At 62.1% G+C, this 17,743-nt stretch carries 31 protein-coding genes; all 31 read right to left on the bottom strand.

Annotated features, from left to right (window positions below):
- Window positions 1-43 precede the first annotated feature (43 nt).
- Complete coding sequence (dsbD, locus tag AC1VNM_RS24750; protein WP_483108654.1) at window positions 44-1,939, bottom strand: protein-disulfide reductase DsbD; 1,896 nt, start codon at window positions 1,937-1,939, stop codon at window positions 44-46.
- A 194-nt stretch (window positions 1,940-2,133) separates the two neighbouring features.
- Window positions 2,134-2,523: a 50S ribosomal protein L17 gene (gene rplQ, locus AC1VNM_RS24745; RefSeq protein ID WP_377158088.1), complete on the bottom strand. Its 390-nt coding sequence runs from the start codon at window positions 2,521-2,523 to the stop codon at window positions 2,134-2,136.
- Window positions 2,524-2,615: 92 nt separating this feature from the next.
- The gene (locus AC1VNM_RS24740; protein ID WP_067278809.1) at window positions 2,616-3,608 is read right to left on the bottom strand and encodes a DNA-directed RNA polymerase subunit alpha; all 993 of its coding nucleotides are present in this window, start codon (window positions 3,606-3,608) and stop codon (window positions 2,616-2,618) included.
- A 141-nt stretch (window positions 3,609-3,749) separates the two neighbouring features.
- The gene (gene rpsD / locus AC1VNM_RS24735; RefSeq protein ID WP_377158090.1) at window positions 3,750-4,373 is read right to left on the bottom strand and encodes a 30S ribosomal protein S4; all 624 of its coding nucleotides are present in this window, start codon (window positions 4,371-4,373) and stop codon (window positions 3,750-3,752) included.
- Between the two features lie 260 nt (window positions 4,374-4,633).
- Window positions 4,634-5,038: a 30S ribosomal protein S11 gene (gene rpsK / locus AC1VNM_RS24730; protein WP_056194196.1), complete on the bottom strand. Its 405-nt coding sequence runs from the start codon at window positions 5,036-5,038 to the stop codon at window positions 4,634-4,636.
- Between the two features lie 26 nt (window positions 5,039-5,064).
- Window positions 5,065-5,430, bottom strand: a complete 366-nt coding sequence (gene rpsM / locus AC1VNM_RS24725) for a 30S ribosomal protein S13 (RefSeq protein ID WP_088404620.1) — start codon at window positions 5,428-5,430, stop codon at window positions 5,065-5,067.
- A gap of 36 nt (window positions 5,431-5,466) precedes the next feature.
- Entirely contained in the window at window positions 5,467-5,580 is a 114-nt protein-coding gene (gene rpmJ, locus AC1VNM_RS24720) for a 50S ribosomal protein L36 (RefSeq protein ID WP_058933616.1), read from the bottom strand.
- Window positions 5,581-5,642: 62 nt separating this feature from the next.
- The gene (gene infA, locus AC1VNM_RS24715; protein ID WP_088404619.1) at window positions 5,643-5,861 is read right to left on the bottom strand and encodes a translation initiation factor IF-1; all 219 of its coding nucleotides are present in this window, start codon (window positions 5,859-5,861) and stop codon (window positions 5,643-5,645) included.
- Between the two features lie 51 nt (window positions 5,862-5,912).
- Complete coding sequence (gene secY, locus AC1VNM_RS24710) at window positions 5,913-7,223, bottom strand: preprotein translocase subunit SecY (RefSeq protein ID WP_088404618.1); 1,311 nt, start codon at window positions 7,221-7,223, stop codon at window positions 5,913-5,915.
- A gap of 26 nt (window positions 7,224-7,249) precedes the next feature.
- Window positions 7,250-7,681: a 50S ribosomal protein L15 gene (rplO, locus tag AC1VNM_RS24705; protein WP_297524281.1), complete on the bottom strand. Its 432-nt coding sequence runs from the start codon at window positions 7,679-7,681 to the stop codon at window positions 7,250-7,252.
- A 25-nt stretch (window positions 7,682-7,706) separates the two neighbouring features.
- Window positions 7,707-7,889, bottom strand: coding sequence for a 50S ribosomal protein L30 (gene rpmD, locus AC1VNM_RS24700; protein ID WP_088385516.1), 183 nt, complete (start codon window positions 7,887-7,889; stop codon window positions 7,707-7,709).
- Window positions 7,890-7,905: 16 nt separating this feature from the next.
- The gene (rpsE, locus tag AC1VNM_RS24695; RefSeq protein ID WP_067278825.1) at window positions 7,906-8,424 is read right to left on the bottom strand and encodes a 30S ribosomal protein S5; all 519 of its coding nucleotides are present in this window, start codon (window positions 8,422-8,424) and stop codon (window positions 7,906-7,908) included.
- 18 nt (window positions 8,425-8,442) lie between these two features.
- Entirely contained in the window at window positions 8,443-8,802 is a 360-nt protein-coding gene (gene rplR, locus AC1VNM_RS24690; RefSeq protein ID WP_377158095.1) for a 50S ribosomal protein L18, read from the bottom strand.
- Window positions 8,803-8,813: 11 nt separating this feature from the next.
- A complete protein-coding gene (rplF, locus tag AC1VNM_RS24685) occupies window positions 8,814-9,347 on the bottom strand; it encodes a 50S ribosomal protein L6 (RefSeq protein WP_377158097.1) in 534 nt (177 codons plus the stop codon).
- Between the two features lie 18 nt (window positions 9,348-9,365).
- The gene (gene rpsH, locus AC1VNM_RS24680) at window positions 9,366-9,761 is read right to left on the bottom strand and encodes a 30S ribosomal protein S8 (RefSeq protein WP_058933609.1); all 396 of its coding nucleotides are present in this window, start codon (window positions 9,759-9,761) and stop codon (window positions 9,366-9,368) included.
- A 23-nt stretch (window positions 9,762-9,784) separates the two neighbouring features.
- The gene (rpsN, locus tag AC1VNM_RS24675; RefSeq protein WP_067065192.1) at window positions 9,785-10,090 is read right to left on the bottom strand and encodes a 30S ribosomal protein S14; all 306 of its coding nucleotides are present in this window, start codon (window positions 10,088-10,090) and stop codon (window positions 9,785-9,787) included.
- A gap of 8 nt (window positions 10,091-10,098) precedes the next feature.
- Window positions 10,099-10,638 carry a 50S ribosomal protein L5 gene (gene rplE, locus AC1VNM_RS24670; RefSeq protein WP_067278833.1) on the bottom strand — a complete coding sequence of 180 codons (540 nt, stop codon included), beginning with the start codon at window positions 10,636-10,638 and terminating at the stop codon, window positions 10,099-10,101.
- A gap of 10 nt (window positions 10,639-10,648) precedes the next feature.
- The gene (gene rplX, locus AC1VNM_RS24665) at window positions 10,649-10,966 is read right to left on the bottom strand and encodes a 50S ribosomal protein L24 (RefSeq protein WP_067278835.1); all 318 of its coding nucleotides are present in this window, start codon (window positions 10,964-10,966) and stop codon (window positions 10,649-10,651) included.
- Between the two features lie 25 nt (window positions 10,967-10,991).
- On the bottom strand, window positions 10,992-11,360 hold the full coding sequence (gene rplN, locus AC1VNM_RS24660; protein ID WP_058933605.1) for a 50S ribosomal protein L14: 369 nt from the start codon (window positions 11,358-11,360) through the stop codon (window positions 10,992-10,994).
- 257 nt (window positions 11,361-11,617) lie between these two features.
- Window positions 11,618-12,127: a redoxin family protein gene (locus AC1VNM_RS24655; protein WP_483108653.1), complete on the bottom strand. Its 510-nt coding sequence runs from the start codon at window positions 12,125-12,127 to the stop codon at window positions 11,618-11,620.
- A 162-nt stretch (window positions 12,128-12,289) separates the two neighbouring features.
- Entirely contained in the window at window positions 12,290-12,559 is a 270-nt protein-coding gene (gene rpsQ / locus AC1VNM_RS24650; RefSeq protein ID WP_067278841.1) for a 30S ribosomal protein S17, read from the bottom strand.
- Window positions 12,556-12,753 (bottom strand): 50S ribosomal protein L29, encoded by a 198-nt coding sequence (gene rpmC, locus AC1VNM_RS24645; RefSeq protein WP_088404614.1) that lies wholly within the window; start codon window positions 12,751-12,753, stop codon window positions 12,556-12,558. Before rpmC ends, rpsQ begins: the two co-directional genes overlap by 4 nt.
- Before the next feature lie 14 nt (window positions 12,754-12,767).
- Window positions 12,768-13,184 (bottom strand): 50S ribosomal protein L16, encoded by a 417-nt coding sequence (gene rplP / locus AC1VNM_RS24640; protein WP_297524278.1) that lies wholly within the window; start codon window positions 13,182-13,184, stop codon window positions 12,768-12,770.
- Between the two features lie 12 nt (window positions 13,185-13,196).
- Complete coding sequence (gene rpsC / locus AC1VNM_RS24635; protein WP_377158101.1) at window positions 13,197-14,006, bottom strand: 30S ribosomal protein S3; 810 nt, start codon at window positions 14,004-14,006, stop codon at window positions 13,197-13,199.
- A gap of 15 nt (window positions 14,007-14,021) precedes the next feature.
- Window positions 14,022-14,351 carry a 50S ribosomal protein L22 gene (gene rplV / locus AC1VNM_RS24630; protein WP_067283213.1) on the bottom strand — a complete coding sequence of 110 codons (330 nt, stop codon included), beginning with the start codon at window positions 14,349-14,351 and terminating at the stop codon, window positions 14,022-14,024.
- A gap of 11 nt (window positions 14,352-14,362) precedes the next feature.
- Window positions 14,363-14,641: a 30S ribosomal protein S19 gene (rpsS, locus tag AC1VNM_RS24625; protein ID WP_058933599.1), complete on the bottom strand. Its 279-nt coding sequence runs from the start codon at window positions 14,639-14,641 to the stop codon at window positions 14,363-14,365.
- A 13-nt stretch (window positions 14,642-14,654) separates the two neighbouring features.
- Window positions 14,655-15,479 carry a 50S ribosomal protein L2 gene (gene rplB / locus AC1VNM_RS24620; RefSeq protein WP_377158102.1) on the bottom strand — a complete coding sequence of 275 codons (825 nt, stop codon included), beginning with the start codon at window positions 15,477-15,479 and terminating at the stop codon, window positions 14,655-14,657.
- On the bottom strand, window positions 15,479-15,793 hold the full coding sequence (gene rplW / locus AC1VNM_RS24615; protein ID WP_377158104.1) for a 50S ribosomal protein L23: 315 nt from the start codon (window positions 15,791-15,793) through the stop codon (window positions 15,479-15,481). Before rplW ends, rplB begins: the two co-directional genes overlap by 1 nt.
- Window positions 15,790-16,410 (bottom strand): 50S ribosomal protein L4, encoded by a 621-nt coding sequence (gene rplD, locus AC1VNM_RS24610; RefSeq protein ID WP_377158106.1) that lies wholly within the window; start codon window positions 16,408-16,410, stop codon window positions 15,790-15,792. Before rplD ends, rplW begins: the two co-directional genes overlap by 4 nt.
- Complete coding sequence (gene rplC, locus AC1VNM_RS24605; RefSeq protein WP_377158107.1) at window positions 16,410-17,081, bottom strand: 50S ribosomal protein L3; 672 nt, start codon at window positions 17,079-17,081, stop codon at window positions 16,410-16,412. The genes rplD and rplC overlap by 1 nt, the downstream gene beginning before the upstream one ends.
- 306 nt (window positions 17,082-17,387) lie before the next feature.
- On the bottom strand, window positions 17,388-17,702 hold the full coding sequence (gene rpsJ, locus AC1VNM_RS24600; RefSeq protein ID WP_067278868.1) for a 30S ribosomal protein S10: 315 nt from the start codon (window positions 17,700-17,702) through the stop codon (window positions 17,388-17,390).
- Window positions 17,703-17,743: the final 41 nt, after the last annotated feature.

Genomic DNA, 17,743 nt, shown 5'->3' with positions numbered 1-17,743 from the left:
AAAAGGACTGCCACTTCAACTTTCGGCGACAGTCTTTCCAGAGTCACAACCCAGCGGCCTGAAGCGATTGCAGGAAGCGATCGGCGTCCTGGAATCCGATCACGCGCACTCCGGTCAGCTCCTCGCCCTTGGAATCGAAGAAGATCGTGCCCGGCGGGCCGAAAAGCTTGAAACGCTTCAGCAACTCGCGATCCCCGGCGTTGTTCGCAGTGACGTCCGCCTTCAGCAGCAGCGCGCCGGCGAGCTTGGCCTGCACGCGTGCATCGGTGAACGTGAAGCGCTCCATCTCCTTGCACGACACGCACCAGTCCGCATAGAAGTCGAGCATCACGGGCTTGCCCGCAGTACGAAGCGCCTCGTCGAGCTCGGCGACCGTCGCGATCTTGCGGAAGCTGACCGTCGACGACTCCGCGGCCGCCGTGGCGCCCGCAGTCCTGCTCACACCGTTGATGCCGGCAAGCGGTTTCAACGTATCGGTCCCGCCGGCGGCAACGCCGACGAACTGCGCGACGCCGAATACCATCGCTGCCACAGCCGCACTCTTTCGCAGCCACACACGAGGCGTATTGGCCTCGCTACGGTGGAAGAGTCCCAGCAGGGCCGCAACGGCAACCAGCAAGGCGCCCCACAGGAGCTGTGCGATCACTGGCGACAGCACTGGCTGCACGATCCACAGCGCCACGGAAAGCAGCAGCAAGCCGAAGAAGTACTTGACCGTCTCCATCCATGCACCGGCGCGAGGGAGTAGCGTGCCGGCCGAAAGACCCAGGAGTAGCAACGGGACACTCATGCCCCAGGCAAGCGCAAACAGGGCGAGTCCCCCGATCGCGACGTTGCCGGTCTGGCTGATGTAGAGCAGCGCGCCAGCCAACGGTGCGGCTACGCAGGGACTGACGATCAGCGCGGACAGCCCGCCCATGACGAACACGCTGACAAACTTGCCGGCCGGCAAGCGCTGCGTGGCGTCGGACACGCCTCCGGTGAAGCGGCTGGGCAGCTGGATCTCGTAGACACCGAACATCGACAGCGAGAAGCCGACCAGCAGCAACGCAAACAGCGCGAGCACCCACGGCTTCTGCAGATACGCGGCCAACCCACCACCGGCCAGGCCAGCCGCGACCCCCAGTGCCGTGTAGAGCAGCGCCATGCCCAACGAGTAGCTGAACGCGAGGAAGAAGCCGCGTGCGCGCGATGGCGCTTCACCCTGGCCGACGATGATCGACGACAGGATCGGCAGCATCGGCAGAACACAGGGCGTGAGCGACAGCAGGACACCGGCGGCGAAGAACGCGCCGACGATCAACCACAGGCGGCCGGACGCGAGCGCATCGTCGAGCGGCGATCCCGCCGACTTGTCGGAGGATGCCTGCCGCCCTTCTGCCACCTTCGCCGGAGACGCGTCGGCAGGAGTGGACGCCACCGCGCTCGAAACGCCGAAGCCACTCAGCGCATCCGGGGCCGCACCGATCTTCACCGCGCCGTCGCCACCGAAGCCTTTCAGCCCCAAGGTCAACTGGCTCTTCATCGGCGGGTAGCACAAGCCTTTGTCCGCGCAGCCCTGGCCCGTCAGCACGAGCTTCAACGGGCCTTGCGACAGGGCCGCCACCGGCACCTTGATGCTCAGGCGATCGCGATAGGTCTCGACCTCCTTCTGGAAGGTCTCATCGAACTTGCGCTTCGGCGCCGGCCACGCGATGTCGCCGAACTTCGCGTCGGCGGCGTCCAGCTTGAACTGGTCGCGGTACATGTAATAGCCGGGCGCGATCGTGAAGTTGACTTGGAACTCGCGGTCCCCGGTCAGTTGCACATCGATCTTGAAGGCCTGTTCGGGATCGAGGAAATCGTCGGCGCGCGCCGGGCTGGCGAGCAAGGCCGAGGCCAGCGTCACCAGCAGGAACAGCGCCGGCAACAGGCGTCGCATCAGGGCAATGGGAGTCATGAACGCGGGGCGTACGCGAACGGGTCGCGCCCGCGTCGCCGGTGAGGTCGGAAAGCCGCGAAGCTTAGCGCCAAGCGGGGCTGCATGACGTTGGACAGGCGCCATGCCCTGTCCACGTTGCGCGTATCGCGGACACACAAGAAAAAAGGCCAGCATTCCTGCTGGCCTTTGGCGCACGGTGGCGTAGTCGCTGCTTATTCAGCAGAGCCTTCGCCTTCGGCGGCGTCAGGACGATCCACGAGTTCGACGTACGCCATCGGAGCGTTGTCGCCGACGCGGAAGCCCATCTTCAGGATACGGGTGTAGCCGCCCGGACGGGTGGCGAAACGCGGGCCCAGCTCGTTGAACAGCTTCACGACGATGTCACGGTCGCGCAGACGGTCGAACGCCAGGCGGCGGTTCGCGACAGTCGCTTCCTTGGCCAGGGTGATCAGCGGCTCGACGATGCGGCGCAGTTCCTTCGCCTTGGGCAGCGTGGTCTTGATCGCTTCGTGTTGCAGCAGCGAGACCGCCATGTTGCGGAACATCGCGGCGCGGTGTTCGCTGGTGCGGTTCAGTTTACGGAGGCCGTTACGGTGGCGCATGGTGCTTTCCTTCCTTCAGTTATTGCCAGCAGCCGGATCAGGTACTGCCGGGGGCACCGGACGGATCGATGGACCCGCCCTCTTTCAAAAAATCAACGCTTGTCGAGACCTTGAGGCGGCCAGTTCTCGAGACGCGAACCCAGGGTCAGGCCGCGCGAGGCGAGCACTTCCTTGATTTCGTTCAGCGACTTGCGACCCAGGTTCGGGGTCTTCAGCAGCTCGGTCTCGGTACGCTGGATCAGGTCACCGATGTAATAGATGTTCTCGGCCTTCAGGCAGTTGGCCGAGCGCACGGTCAGCTCGAGCTCGTCGACCGGACGCAGCAGGATCGGATCGAAGCTGCTGGAACGGGCGGCCGGGGCCTGGTCGAACACGTCGACCAGATCGGTACCCTGCAGCTGCGCGAAGACGGCCATCTGCTCGACCAGGATCTTGGCCGACGCACGGATCGCTTCCTCGGGCGAGATGGCGCCGTTGGTTTCGATTTCCATGACCAGCTTGTCCAGGTCGGTACGCTGCTCGACGCGGGCGTTCTCGACGGCGTAGCTGACGCGCTTCACCGGGCTGAACGACGCGTCCAGCACGATGCGGCCGATGGCCTTGGTCGGCTCGTCGCCGTAGCGGCGCATGTTGCCGGGGACATAGCCACGGCCCTTCTCGACCTTGATCTGCATGTCCAGCTTGCCGCCTTGCGACAGGTGGGCGATGACGTGATCAGGGTTGATGATCTCGACGTCGTGCGGGGTCTGGATGTCGGCGGCCGTGACCGGGCCTTCACCTTCCTTGCGCAGGACCAGCGTCACTTCCTCGCGGTTGTGCAGGCGGAACACCACGCCCTTCAGGTTCAGCATGATGTGGACCACATCTTCCTGCACGCCGTCGATGGCGGAGTACTCATGCAGCACACCCGCGATCGTCACTTCCGTCGGCGCATAACCCACCATCGAGGACAGCAGCACGCGACGCAGGGCGTTGCCCAGCGTGTGGCCATAGCCGCGTTCGAACGGCTCCAGGATCACCTTGGCGCGATGACCGCCCAGGGGTTCCACAGTGATGGATTTGGGTTTGAGCAAATTCGTTTGCATGAGGTCTTTCTATCAATACCCTCGGTTCGTTACACCGATAAGGCTGAGGGACCAACCAGGTCCGCCCACAACAACTGGCGATACCCGGACGAGGAAAAGCCGAGCAGGCCCTTGCAGGGCCGCTCGGCAGGCACGAAAGAATTAACGCGAGTACAACTCAACGATCAGCGACTCGTTGATCTCGGCGCCAAACTCGTCGCGGTCCGGCGTCTTCTTGAAAATGCCTTCCAGCTTCGTGGCATCGACCGCCACCCAGGCCGGCAGACCGATCGACTCGGCCAGCTTCAGGCTGTCGATGATGCGCAGCTGCTTCTTGGCCTTTTCACGCACAGCGACAACATCACCGGCCTTCACCAGGTAGGAAGCGATGTTCACGACTTCGCCGTTCACGGTGATGCCCTTGTGCGAGACCAACTGGCGGGCTTCCGCGCGGGTCGAGCCGAAGCCCATGCGGTAGACGACGTTGTCCAGGCGCGATTCCAGCAGCACCAGCAGGTTGACACCGGTCGAACCCTTGCGGCGCTCGGCTTCAGCGAAGTAGCGGCGGAACTGACGCTCCAGCACGCCATACATGCGCTTGACCTTCTGCTTCTCGCGCAGCTGCAGACCGAAGTCGGACGTACGCTGACCCGACGTGCGGCCGTGCTGACCAGGCTTGGTGTCGAACTTGGCCTTGTCGCTGATGGCGCGGCGAGCGCTCTTCAGGAACAGGTCGGTGCCTTCACGGCGGGAAAGTTTGGCCTTCGGGCCGAGGTAACGTGCCACTTTGCGTGTCCTTCATCAATCTGACGCGAGCTCGGAGACATTCCGGGCACCGCGCGAGTCCGGCCAGTGTTTTTGTAGGCTCGGACGGTGGGCTTCAAGAAGTCAGTGACTTCTACCGGGCCGACGTCGCCGTCGGCCCCTGCTAAGGAGGCTTTTTCGCCCACCTCAGCAAAACGGCCGGCTGGCACTCGCGCGCCAGCCGGCATGTTCTGAACGAACCGGAGATTATCGCACTAATCGCGACCGTTCAGCACCACCGCTTAGATGCGGCGACGCTTCTGCGGACGGCAACCGTTGTGCGGCACCGGCGTCACGTCAGAGATCGAGTTGATGCGGATGCCGAGCGCAGCCAAAGCGCGCACCGACGATTCGCGACCGGGGCCCGGGCCCTTGATCTTGACGTCCAGGTTCTTGATGCCTTGCTCTTGAGCAGCGCGGCCAGCCACTTCGGCAGCCACCTGGGCCGCGAAGGGGGTCGACTTGCGCGAGCCCTTGAAGCCTTGGCCACCCGACGATGCCCAAGACAGCGCACCACCTTGGCGATCAGTGATCGTGATGATGGTGTTGTTGAACGAAGCGTGGACGTGGGCGATACCGTCGGCAACGTTCTTCCGAACCTTCTTGCGAACGCGCTGGGCAGCCGAGTTATTGGGTGCTTTTGCCATGGTTAGCTTTCTTCAGTTGCCGCGGATTACTTCTTGCCGGTCGCCGCCGACTTGCGCGGACCCTTGCGGGTACGGGCATTCGTGCGGGTACGCTGGCCGCGCACCGGCAGGCCGCGGCGATGGCGGAAGCCACGATAGCAACCCAGGTCCATCAGGCGCTTGATGTTGATGGACATCTCGCGGCGCAGGTCGCCCTCGATGGTCAGACGGCCGACTTCCTCACGGATCTTTTCCAGATCGGAGTCGTTCAGGTCCTTGACCTTCTTGTCCAGCGGAATGCCGCAGCTGTTGCAGATCTTCTGCGCGGTCGTACGGCCAATGCCGTAGATCGAGGTCAGACCGATCTCGGTGTGCTTGTGCGGCGGAATGTTGATACCAGCAATACGTGCCATGTGCGTCCTCTAATTCGCTTGCAGTCGTTAGGCCAATCAGCCTTGGCGCTGCTTGTGCCGCGGATCGGTACAGATCACACGCACCACGCCATTACGACGGATGATCTTGCAATTGCGGCACATCTTCTTGACAGATGCCGAAACTTTCATGGTCTGCTCCTTGACCTACTCTGTTCGCTCAATCAGCGTTGATCCGGGGGTTGCTAAAAAGCTCACTTCGCCCGGAACACGATGCGAGCACGACTCAAATCGTACGGCGTCAATTCAACGGTCACCTTGTCGCCGGGAAGTATGCGGATGTAGTGCATCCGCATTTTCCCGGAGATATGACCGAGAACGACGTGACTGTTTTCCAGCTTGACTCGGAAGGTTGCGTTAGGGAGGTTCTCCAGAATCTCCCCTTGCATCTGAATGACGTCATCTTTCGCCATACCTTCGCAATTGCCAAATTGGATCCAATATTCTGTTTGCCTGGTGCGCCTTCAGTTGGCCTTGAAACTGGCCTTCTTCAGCAGCGACTCGTACTGCTGGCTCATCACGTAGGACTGGACCTGGGCCCAGAAGTCCATCGTGACGACCACGATGATCAACAGCGAGGTGCCACCGAAGTAGAACGGGACGTTGTACTTCAGCGTCAGGAACTCAGGCAGCAGACACACGCCGGTGATGTACACCGCACCCGCCAGCGTCAGCCGGGACAGGATCTTGTCAATGTGTCGAGCCGTCTGGTCACCGGGACGAATCCCGGGGATGAACGCACCGCTCTTCTTCAGGTTGTCTGCGGTCTCACGGCTGTTGAACACCAGCGCCGTATAGAAGAAGCAGAAGAACACGATCGCGGCCGAATAAAGCAGCACATAGATCGGTTGTCCCGGACGCAGCGCATCCGAGATGTCCTTCAACCAGCGCATGCTGTCACCGGTCGCAAACCAGCTCACCAGCGTGGTGGGCAGCAGGATGATCGACGACGCGAAGATCGGCGGGATCACACCCGACATGTTCAGCTTCAGCGGCAGATGCGAGCTCTGGCCGCCGTAGACCTTGTTGCCGACCTGCCGTTTGGCATAGTTGACCAAGATCTTGCGTTGGCCACGCTCAACGAACACGACCAGGTAGGTCACGCCGATGACGATCGCGATCACCAGCAGGCAAGAGATCACGCTCATCGCGCCGGTGCGAACCAGCTCGAGCAGACCACCAATGGCGCCCGGCAGACCCGCAGCGATGCCACCGAAGATCAGGATCGAGATGCCATTGCCCAGTCCACGCTCGGTGATCTGCTCACCCAGCCACATCAGGAACATGGTGCCAGCCACCAGGCTCGTCACCGCAGTGATGCGGAAGCCGAAGCCAGGGCTCAACACCAGACCAGGCGAACTTTCCAGCGCGAAAGCAATGCTCAAGCTCTGGAAGATTGCCAGGCCCAACGTGCCGTAGCGGGTGTATTGCGTGATCTTGCGACGCCCAGCCTCGCCCTCCTTCTTCAGCGCTTCCAGACTCGGCACCACATACGTCATCAACTGCATGACGATAGAGGCCGAGATGTAGGGCATGATGCCCAGCGCGAAGACGGTGAAGCGCGACAGCGCACCGCCCGAGAACATGTTGAACAGGCTCAGGATCCCGCCCTGCTGACCCTTGAACAGCTGCTGGAGCTGCGTCGGATCGATGCCGGGCACGGGGATATGAGCCCCGACGCGGTAGACGACCAGCGCGAGCACCAGGAACACAAGGCGGCGACGCAGGTCGCCGAACTTGCCGCTCTTGGCCAACTGTGATGCGTTGCTTGCCACTGCTGCCTAGTCCTGTGCTTGGCTGATCAAGCGACCGAGCCGCCGGCGGCTTCGATCGCCGCCTTCGCGCCCGCCGTCACGCCCAGACCCTTGATGCTCACCTTGCGGGTGATTTCGCCGGACTTGATGACCTTGACAGACTTGGCCAGCTCGGACACCAGGCCGACAGCCTTCAGCGTCAGCAGGTCGATCTCTTCGCTGGTCAGCAGGTTCAGTTCCGACAGCGTCACTTCCGCATTGAACGGACGAGCCAGCGACTTGAAACCACGCTTGGGCAGGCGACGTTGCAGCGGCATTTGACCGCCTTCGAAGCCGACCTTGTGGAAGCCACCGGCACGCGACTTCTGCCCCTTGTGGCCACGGCCAGCGGTCTTACCCAGACCGGAGCCGATGCCACGGCCCACGCGACGCTTGGCGTGCTTGGCACCAGCGGCGGGCTTGATGGTATTGAGTTGCATCTTGTGTTCCTCGTCGATGCCGTGCTTACAGCACCTGCACCAGGTAGGCGATCTTGTTGATCATGCCGCGGACCGCCGGCGTGTCTTCCAGCGTCTTCGTGCTGTTCAGCTTGCGAAGACCCAGGCCGACCACCGTCGCGCGGTGATCCGCGCGGCAGCCGATCGGGCTGCGGACCAGCTTGACCGTGAGCGTTTTCTTTTCAGACATCTCGATCTCCTGGCGCTCAGTTGAAGATTTCTTCAACCGTCTTGCCGCGCTTGGCCGCCACTTGGGCAGGCGTGGAGCAGCGCTTGAGCGCGTCCAGCGTGGCACGAACCATGTTGTAGGGGTTGGTCGAACCGTGGCTCTTGGTCACGATGTCGGTCACACCCATCACTTCGAAGACAGCGCGCATCGGGCCGCCGGCAATGACGCCAGTACCAGCCGGAGCCGGAGCCATGATCACGTGCGCTGCACCGTGCTCACCCACCACGTTGTGCTGGATGGTGCCGTTGCGCAGCTGAACCTTGACCATGTTGCGGCGGGCCGATTCCATCGCCTTTTGCACGGCGACCGGAACTTCCTTGGCCTTGCCCTTGCCCATGCCGATGCGGCCATCGCCGTCACCGACCACGGTCAGCGCAGCGAAGGACAGCGTGCGGCCGCCCTTCACAACCTTCGTGACGCGGTTGACCGCAATCATCTTTTCCTTCAGGCCGTCGTCGTTGCCTTCGGTCTGAGCGCGGGGTTGAAACTTTGCCATTTCCTAATCCTTTGAGCGTCAGAACTGCAGGCCGGCTTCGCGAGCGGCTTCAGCCAGGGCCTTGACACGGCCGTGGTAAGCGAAGCCCGAACGGTCGAAAGCCACCTTCTCGACGCCAGCGGCCTTCGCCTTCTCGGCGATGCGCTTGCCGATCAGGCTTGCGGCGGCCACGTTGCCACCCTTGCCGGACAGCTGCGTGCGCACTTCCTTCTCGGCGGTCGAAGCGGCAGCCAGCACGCGCTGGCCGTCTTCGGAAATTACCGAGGCGTAGATATGCAGGTTCGAGCGGAAGACCGTCAGACGGGCCACGCGCTGCAGGGCGATGCGAGCACGCGTTTGACGCGAACGACGCAGGCGTTGTTCCTTCTTGTTCAGCATGGCGCGGCTCCTTACTTCTTCTTGGTCTCTTTGAGGGAGACCTTTTCGTCGGCGTAGCGGATGCCCTTGCCCTTGTAGGGCTCCGGCGGACGGATCGCGCGCACTTCAGCGGCGATCTGACCGACGACCTGGCGATCGGCACCCTTGATCAGGATTTCCGTCTGGGTCGGGCATTCGACCTTGATGCCAGCCGGCATGTCCTTGACGACCGGGTGGGAGAACCCGATCTGCAGGTTCAGCTTCTGGCCCTGGGCTTGGGCGCGGAAACCCACGCCGACCAGGTTCAGCTTCTTTTCGAAGCCCTTGCTGACGCCGTTGACCATGTTGGCCAGCAAAGCGCGCATCGTGCCGCTCATCGCATCGGCTTCCGCCGATTCGTTGACGGAGACGAACGTCAGCTTGCCGCCTTCGAGCTTGACCGTAACCAGCGGGTTCACGGCCACGAACAGGGTGCCTTGGGCTCCCTTGACGCTGATCTTCTCAGCGCTGATCGTCACTTCCACGCCTTGCGGGAGGACGACCGGCATTTTTCCAACGCGGGACATTGTCTGTCTCTCCTTGGCTTATGCGACGTAGCAGAGCACTTCGCCGCCGACACCGGCTTGACGTGCTTTGCGGTCGGTCATCACGCCCTTCGGGGTGGTGACGATCGCCACACCCAGGCCATTCATGACCTGGGGAATATCGTGGCGGCCCTTGTAGATGCGCAGGCCGGGACGGCTCACGCGCTCGATGCGCTCGATCACCGGACGGCCGGCGTAATACTTCAGCGCGATCTCGAGCTCGGGACGGGCAGCGTCGCCGCGCACCGCGAAATCGTCGATATAGCCTTCATCCTTCAGGACCTTGGCGATCGCGACCTTCAGCTTCGAAGAAGGCATCACGACGCTGGCCTTCTCAACGCTCTGGGCGTTGCGAATGCGGGTCAGCATATCGGCGATAGGATCACTCATGCTCATACGAAATCTCCTAAACCTGCCGATTACCAGCTGGCCTTGACGACACCGGGGATGTCGCCCTTGAAGGCCAGCTCACGAATCTTGTTACGTGCCAGGCCGAACTTGCGGAACGTGCCACGGGGGCGGCCGGTCAGCTCGCAGCGGTTACGCTGGCGGGTCGGGTTGGCGTTGCGGGGCAGCTTCTGCAGCTCCAGACGGGCCAGATAGCGCTCTTCGTCCGACTTCTTGCTGTCGTCGATGATGGCCTTCAGTTCCGCGTACTTCTTCGCGTACTTGGCGACCAGTTGGGCGCGCTTCAGCTCACGTTGCTTGATCGAGAGTTTTGCCACGGGTCACCTCAGTTCTTGAACGGGAACTTGAACGCAGCCAGGAGTGCCTTGGCTTCGTCGTCCGTCTTGGCCGTCGTCGTGATGCTGATGTTCAGACCACGCAGAGCATCCACCTTGTCGTATTCGATTTCGGGGAAGATGATCTGTTCCTTGACGCCGATGTTGTAGTTGCCGCGACCGTCGAACGAGCGACCCGAGATACCGCGGAAGTCACGCACGCGCGGCAGGGCCACGGTCACGAAACGATCCAGGAATTCGTACATCGTGGCGCCACGCAGGGTCACCATGCAGCCGATAGGCACGCCGTCACGAATCTTGAAGCCGGCGATCGCCTTCTTCGACTTCGTCACCACGGGCTTCTGGCCAGCGATCTTGGTCAGGTCGCCCACGGCGTGGTCCATGACCTTCTTGTCAGCGACCGCCTCGCTCACGCCCATGTTCAGCGTGATCTTGGTGATGCGCGGCACTTCCATCACGGACTTGTAGCCGAACTTCTCGGTCAGACCGGGGACGACCTTCTCGCGATAGAACTCTTGCAAACGAGCCATGTCTTACCCCTTAGGCCTTGATCTCTTCGCCGGTCGACTTGAACACGCGCACCCGCTTGCCGTCGGCGCCGAGCTTGATGCCCACGCGATCGGCCTTGCCGGAAGCGGCGTTGAAGATCGCCACGTTGGATTGATGGATGGGCATGGACTTGTCGACGATGCCGCCAGTCGTGCCCTTCAGCGGGTTCGGCTTGACGTGCTTCTTGACGACGTTGATGCCGTCGATCACGACGTGGTCAGCGTCCACGCGCAGCGTCACGGTGCCGCGCTTACCCTTGTCGCGGCCGGTCAGGACGATGATCTCGTCGCCTGTGCGAATCTTGTTCATGGCAATACCTTTGTCTGAGCGGGGCTTAGAGCACCTCAGGCGCCAGCGACACGATCTTCATGAAGCGCTCGGTACGCAGTTCACGCGTGACCGGGCCGAAGATGCGGGTGCCGATGGGCTCCAGCTTGGCGTTCAGCAGCACGGCGGCATTGCCGTCGAACTTGACCAGGGAGCCGTCTTGGCGGCGCACACCCTTGGCAGTGCGCACGACCACCGCGTTGTAAACCTCGCCCTTTTTGACGCGGCCACGCGGCGCAGCTTCCTTGATGCTGACCTTGATGATGTCGCCAATATGGGCATAACGACGCTTGGAACCACCAAGCACCTTGATGCACATGACGGACTTGGCGCCAGTGTTGTCCGCGACGTCGAGTCGCGATTGCATTTGGATCATGTCTGTCCCCAACTTTTCCCGCTCAGGCAACTGCGACCATCGCAGCCATCCAGAGAGCGGTCAGTCTTGGGCCCGTAAGCCAATCACCTGTCACCTTGCGGCGACCCGCGTCTGGCCTAAATGGGCAAGAAACCTAGAACCGAAGGCGGCTGCCCTGTGAGCTGGCCACAGAACCCGTCGAGCGACGGAGCCACCATTCGGCGAAGCTGCGGATTATGCAGCAAGCACAATCCGACTGTCAACTGCTGTTGCTCTACTCAGAGCGACTGCGCCTGCTTGAGCAACGTTCCGGCGTCACTGACTTCGAACTTGCCAGGGGCCTCGATGTTGAGGCTCTTCACCACGCCGTCCCGGACCAGCATCGAGTAGCGCTGCGAGCGAAGACCCATGCCTCGAGCGGCCAGATCCAGCGTCAAACCAATGGCCTGAGTGAACGTGGCACTGCCGTCGGCCATCATGCGCACCTTGCCAGCGGTCTTCTGCTCACGGCCCCAGGCGCCCATCACGAACGCATCGTTGACAGACACGCACCAGATCTCGTCCACGCCAGCTGCCTTGAGCGCTTCAGCTTGAGCGACGTAGCCCGGGACATGCTGCGCGGAACAGGTCGGCGTGAACGCGCCAGGCAGCGCGAAGATCGCCACGGTCTTCCCCGCAGTCAGCTTCTCGATGTCGAAGCTGTTCGGGCCAAGCGAGCACCCCCCACCCTCCACCTCGATGAATTCCTGCAGATTGCCAGTTGGCAGTCGATCGCCCACTTTCAGCATGTCGCACTCCTGATTCTGTTGTCGGTTGATGAATGCGGCAGAGTGTGCCGCGAAAAATGAAAAATGGCTGGACACCGGGAATACCGATGTTCCAGCCATTTGCGCACACGGAGCGGTCACCCGCTCCAGGCACACGTCGCGCTCAGCGCGCGACATCGGCGATCAGACCAACTGAGCCTTCTGGACCAGGCGGGTCACAACCCAGCTCTTGGTCTTCGACAGCGGACGGCCTTCGGCGATCTCGACCACGTCGCCCATCTTGTACTCGCCATTTTCGTCATGGGCGTGGTACTTGCGGGAACGGGCCACGATCTTGCCGTAGAGCTCGTGCTTCGCACGGCGCTCAACCAGCACGGTGATCGTCTTGGCGCGCTTGTCGCTGACGACGCGACCGATCAGGGTGCGGGTGTTCTTCTCTTGAGCTTGCGTCATTTCGCGGCTCCCTTCTTCTCGGCCAGAATGGTCTTGGCGCGGGCGATGTCACGACGCGTGTTGCCCAGCACCGAGGTGTTGGTCAGTTGTTGCGTCGCCTTTTGCATGCGCAGACCAAAGTGGGCCTTCAGCAGATCAGTGACTTCCTTCTTCAGGGCAGCCACGTCTTTCGCGCGCAGTTCAGATGCTTTCATGGGGTGTTCTCCAATCAGGCGCCGAGCTGGCGGGCCACGAAGGTGCAGCGCAGGGGCAGCTTGGCAGCGGCCAGCGTGAACGCCTCGCGCGCCAGAGCCTCGGGCACGCCGTTGATCTCGTAGAGCACCTTGCCGGGCTGGATCTCAGCCACGTAGTACTCCGGGTTACCCTTACCGTTACCCATACGGACTTCGGCAGGCTTTTGCGAGATCGGCTTGTCCGGGAAGATGCGGATGAAGATCCGGCCACCGCGCTTGATGTGACGCGAGATGGCGCGGCGAGCCGCTTCGATCTGACGAGCCGTGATACGGCCACGCTCGGTGGCCTTCAGGCCGAAGTCACCGAAAGCGACGGTCGCGCCGCGGGTAGCAACACCAGTGTTGCGGCCCTTTTGCTCCTTGCGGTATTTGCGACGAGCGGGTTGCAGCATGTTGAGTTCTCCTTACGCCTGGCCGCCGTCAGCGGCGGGCTTGCGCACCACACGCTTCGCAGCAGGCTTGTCGCCGCCTTCGGCAGGCTTGTCGCCACGACCACGGCCACCCGGCGCGCCCGGACGGGCATTGCGACGGGGACGACGATCATCTTCGGCACCCGGGGGGGTGTTGATCACGGGGGCCTCGCCATTGGCCAGGCGGTCACCGCGGTACACCCACACCTTGACGCCGATCACGCCGTAGGTGGTCTTGGCTTCGGAGAAGCCGTAATCGATGTCAGCCTTCAGGGTGTGCAGAGGCACACGACCTTCGCGATACCACTCGGTACGAGCGATTTCGATGCCGTTCAGACGGCCAGCGGACATGATCTTGATGCCCTGCGCGCCGAGGCGCATCGCGTTCTGCATCGCGCGCTTCATGGCGCGACGGAACATGATGCGCTTTTCCAGCTGCTGGGTGATCGAGTCGGCGATCAGTTGGGCATCGATTTCGGGCTTGCGCACTTCTTCGATGTTGACCGCGACAGGCACGCCCAGACGCTTGGTCAGTTCGGCCTTCAGGTTCTCGATGTCCTCGCCCTTCTTGCCGATCACCACGCCCGGACGGGCCGAGAAGATCGTGATGCGAGCGTTCTTCGCAGGACGCTCGATCAGAATGCGCGAAACGGCGGCGTTCTTCAGCTTGGCCTTCAGGAACTCGCGGACTTGCAGATCTTCGGCCAGCATGCTGGCGAAGTTCTGGTTGTTCGCGTACCAGCGCGACGCCCAGTTACGGGTGACGGGCAGGCGGAAGCCAGTCGGATGAATTTTCTGTCCCATAGTCTTCCTTCAGGCTCAGTGGCCGACGGTCACGTAGATATGGCAGGTCGGCTTGCTGATGCGATTGCCGCGGCCCTTGGCGCGCGCGGAGAACCGCTTCAGCGTGGTGCCCTGCTCCACGTAGATCGAAGTGACCTTCAGCTCGTCAATGTCGGCACCGTCGTTGTGCTCGGCATTGGCGATCGCCGATTCCAGCGCCTTCTTGATGATCAGCGCGGCCTTCTTCTGGGTGAACTCGAGGATGTTCAGCGCTTGATCCACCTTCTTGCCGCGGATCAGGTCCGCCACGAGGCGGCCCTTATCAAACGACAGGCGGACGCCACGAACGATTGCTTTGGTTTCCATCGTCGTCATCCTTACTTCTTGCCGGCCTTCTTGTCGGCCGGGTGGCCTTTGAAGGTGCGGGTCAGAGCGAACTCACCCAGCTTGTGACCGACCATCTGGTCCGACACATAGACCGGCACGTGCTGCTTGCCGTTGTGCACGGCGATCGTCAGACCGATGAACTCGGGCAGGATCGTCGAGCGACGCGACCAGGTCTTGATGGGCTTCTTGTCCTTGATGGCAACGGCCTTGTCGACCTTGGCCATCAGGTGATGGTCCACGAAGGGACCCTTCTTGAGGGAACGAGCCATGTTGGTCTACCCCTTACTTCTTGCGACGCGAGACGATGAAAGTCTGCGTGCGCTTGTTGTTGCGAGTGCGGTAGCCCTTCGTCAGGGTGTTCCACGGCGACACAGGGGCCTGACCTTCACCCGTACGACCCTCACCACCACCGTGCGGGTGGTCGACCGGGTTCATGGCGGTACCACGCACGGTCGGGCGGATACCCTTCCAGCGGATGGCGCCGGCCTTGCCGTACTGGCGCAGGCTGTGCTCTTCGTTGCTCACTTCACCGATGGTGGCGCGGCAGTCGATGTGCACGCGGCGGACTTCGCCGGAACGCAGACGGATCTGAGCGTACGAACCATCACGCGCCATCAGCACCACGGAGGTACCGGCGGAGCGGGCGATCTGGGCACCCTTGCTCGGCAGCAGTTCCACGCAATGGATCGTCGAACCCACGGGGATGTTGCGGATCGGCAGGGTGTTGCCAACCTTGATCGGAGCTTCAGCGCCGCTCAGGATCGTCGAACCGACTTCCAGATTGCGCGGGGCAATGATGTAGCGACGCTCACCATCGGCATAGCACACCAGGGCGATATGGGCCGTGCGGTTCGGGTCGTACTCGATGCGCTCGACCTTCGCCGGGATGCCATCCTTGTTGCGACGGAAGTCGACCACGCGGTAGTGGTGCTTGTGACCACCACCCTTGTGGCGCACCGTGATGTGACCGTTGTTGTTACGGCCAGAGTTCTGCTTCTGGGGCTCGAGCAGCGAAGCCTCGGGAGCGCCCTTGTGCAGGTGCTTGTGCACCACCTTCACCACGCCACGACGGCCAGGCGAAGTCGGCTTGACTTTAACGACGGCCATTACGCAGCCTCCCCGGAGAAGTTGAGCTCCTGGCCAGCCTTCAGCGACACATACGCCTTCTTGACGTGGTCGCGACGGCCTTGACGACCGCCGAAGCGCTTGGTCTTGCCCTTGACGTTGACGACGTTCACCGCATCGACCTCGACCTTGAACATCAGTTCAACAGCGGCCTTGATCTCGAGCTTCGTCGCGTCGCGCAAGACCTTGAACAGGACTTGGTTGTGCTTTTCACCAGCCATCGTGGCCTTCTCGGACACGATCGGAGCGAGCAGCACCTTGGCCAGACGGCCATCAGCAAACTTGGGCGCGCTCATGCCAGCATCTCCTTCAGTTGCTCGATCGCAGCCTTCGTCACCAGGACCTTCTTGTAGAAGACCAGCGACAGCGGATCGACGTAACGCGGCTCAACGACCAGCACGTTCGGCAGATTACGCGAAGCGAGCAGCAGGTTGTCGTCCACCTGGTCGGAGATCACCATGACGTGATTCAGACCCATGCCCTTGAGCTTGGCGGCCAGCAGCTTGGTCTTCGGGGCTTCGATCGAGATCGAGTCCACCACAGCCAGACGACCTTCACGTGCCAGTTGCGACAGGATCGCAGCCATGCCAGCGCGGTACATCTTCTTGTTCAGCTTGTGCGAGAAGTTCTCGTCGGGCTTGTTCGGGAAGATGCGACCGCCCCCACGCCACAGCGGCGAGGAGGTCATACCAGCACGCGCGTTGCCGGTGCCCTTTTGACGGAACGGCTTCTTCGTCGAGTGACGGACTTCAGCGCGGGTCAGCTGGGCGCGAGTGCCTTGGCGGGCGTTGGCCTGATAGGCCACGACCACCTGGTGCACCAGGGCTTCGTTGTAATCACGAGCGAAAAGGGTGTCGGGGGCGTCGACTTTCGACGTCGCCTGACCCTGCTCATTCAGGAGCTCGAGTTGCATCAGTTGGCTCCCTTCTTGGCCTTGACCTTGACGGCCGGATGGATCACGACGAATCCTTCCTTCGCGCCAGGAACCGCACCACGGACCAGAACCAGCTGGCGGGCTTCGTCGATACGGACCACATCCAGATTCTGGACGGTCACGGTGACGTCGCCGAGGTGGCCCGACATCTTCTTGCCCGGGAACACCCGGCCCGGATCCTGCGCCATCGAGATGGAGCCCGGAACATTGTGCGAGCGGCTGTTACCGTGCGAAGCGCGCTGCGAACCGAAGTTGTGGCGCTTGATGGTGCCTGCGAAGCCCTTACCGATCGACGTGCCCTGCACATCGACCAGTTGGCCGGCGGCGAACAGCGTCACGGGGACTTGCGCGCCAGCCTTGTATTCGGCGGCGACCGCAGCATCCACGCGGAATTCTTTGATGATTTCACCGGCTTCAACACCAGCCTTGGCGAGGTGACCCGCTTGCGGCTTCGTGACACGGGACGCCTTGCGCGCGCCGTAGGTCACTTGGATGGCGCTGTAGCCGTCGGTTTCTTCGGTCTTGATCTGGGTCACGCGGTTGTTGGACACGTCCAGCACGGTCACGGGGACGGTATCACCGTCGACCGTGAACACACGCATCATGCCCACCTTGCGGCCCAGCAATCCGAGACGATTGCTAAGACTCATGGTTTTCTCCTGACCCCGAACGCACCGACGGAGACACCGCCGTGCACCTGAAGTCATTTCACACACCCGACATCGATTGGCCGGGCCGACAAGCACCGCTCCTTCGATGAGACCAGGGGTAAAGGCCCCAGACCCTTCGACGGCGATGCGACGAAACCGCACCCGGAAATCCCGGCGCGGAAAAGCTGCGGAGTATAGCGCCAACCCTGACCGCACCGCAAGCAGCGCGCCAGCTGCGCCAAAGAAAAAGGCGACCCGAAGGTCGCCTTCCAGAGAGCAGCTGGATCACTCCAGCGCCCAGCCGCATCACTGCAGCTTGATCTCGACGTCCACGCCGGCCGGCAGGTCCAGCTTCATCAGCGCGTCGACCGTCTTGTCGGTCGGATCGACGATGTCCATCAGACGCTGGTGGGTGCGGATTTCAAACTGGTCGCGCGACGTCTTGTTGACGTGCGGCGAACGCAGGATGTCGAAACGTTCCTTGCGCGTCGGCAGGGGCACGGGACCCTTGACGATCGCGCCGGTGCGCTTGGCTGTTTCCACGATTTCCAGAGCCGATTGGTCGATCAGCTTGTAATCGAAGGCCTTCAGCCGGATGCGGATCTTTTGCTTGGTAGACATGACTTTTCCTTCAAAGAGCGACGCGATGCGCGAAGCATCGC

It is taken from the genome of Mitsuaria sp. MSU3D (assembly GCF_056867975.1).
The sequence above is the reverse complement of the archived record's forward strand: the minus strand, read 5'-3'. Positions and strand labels throughout refer to the sequence as shown.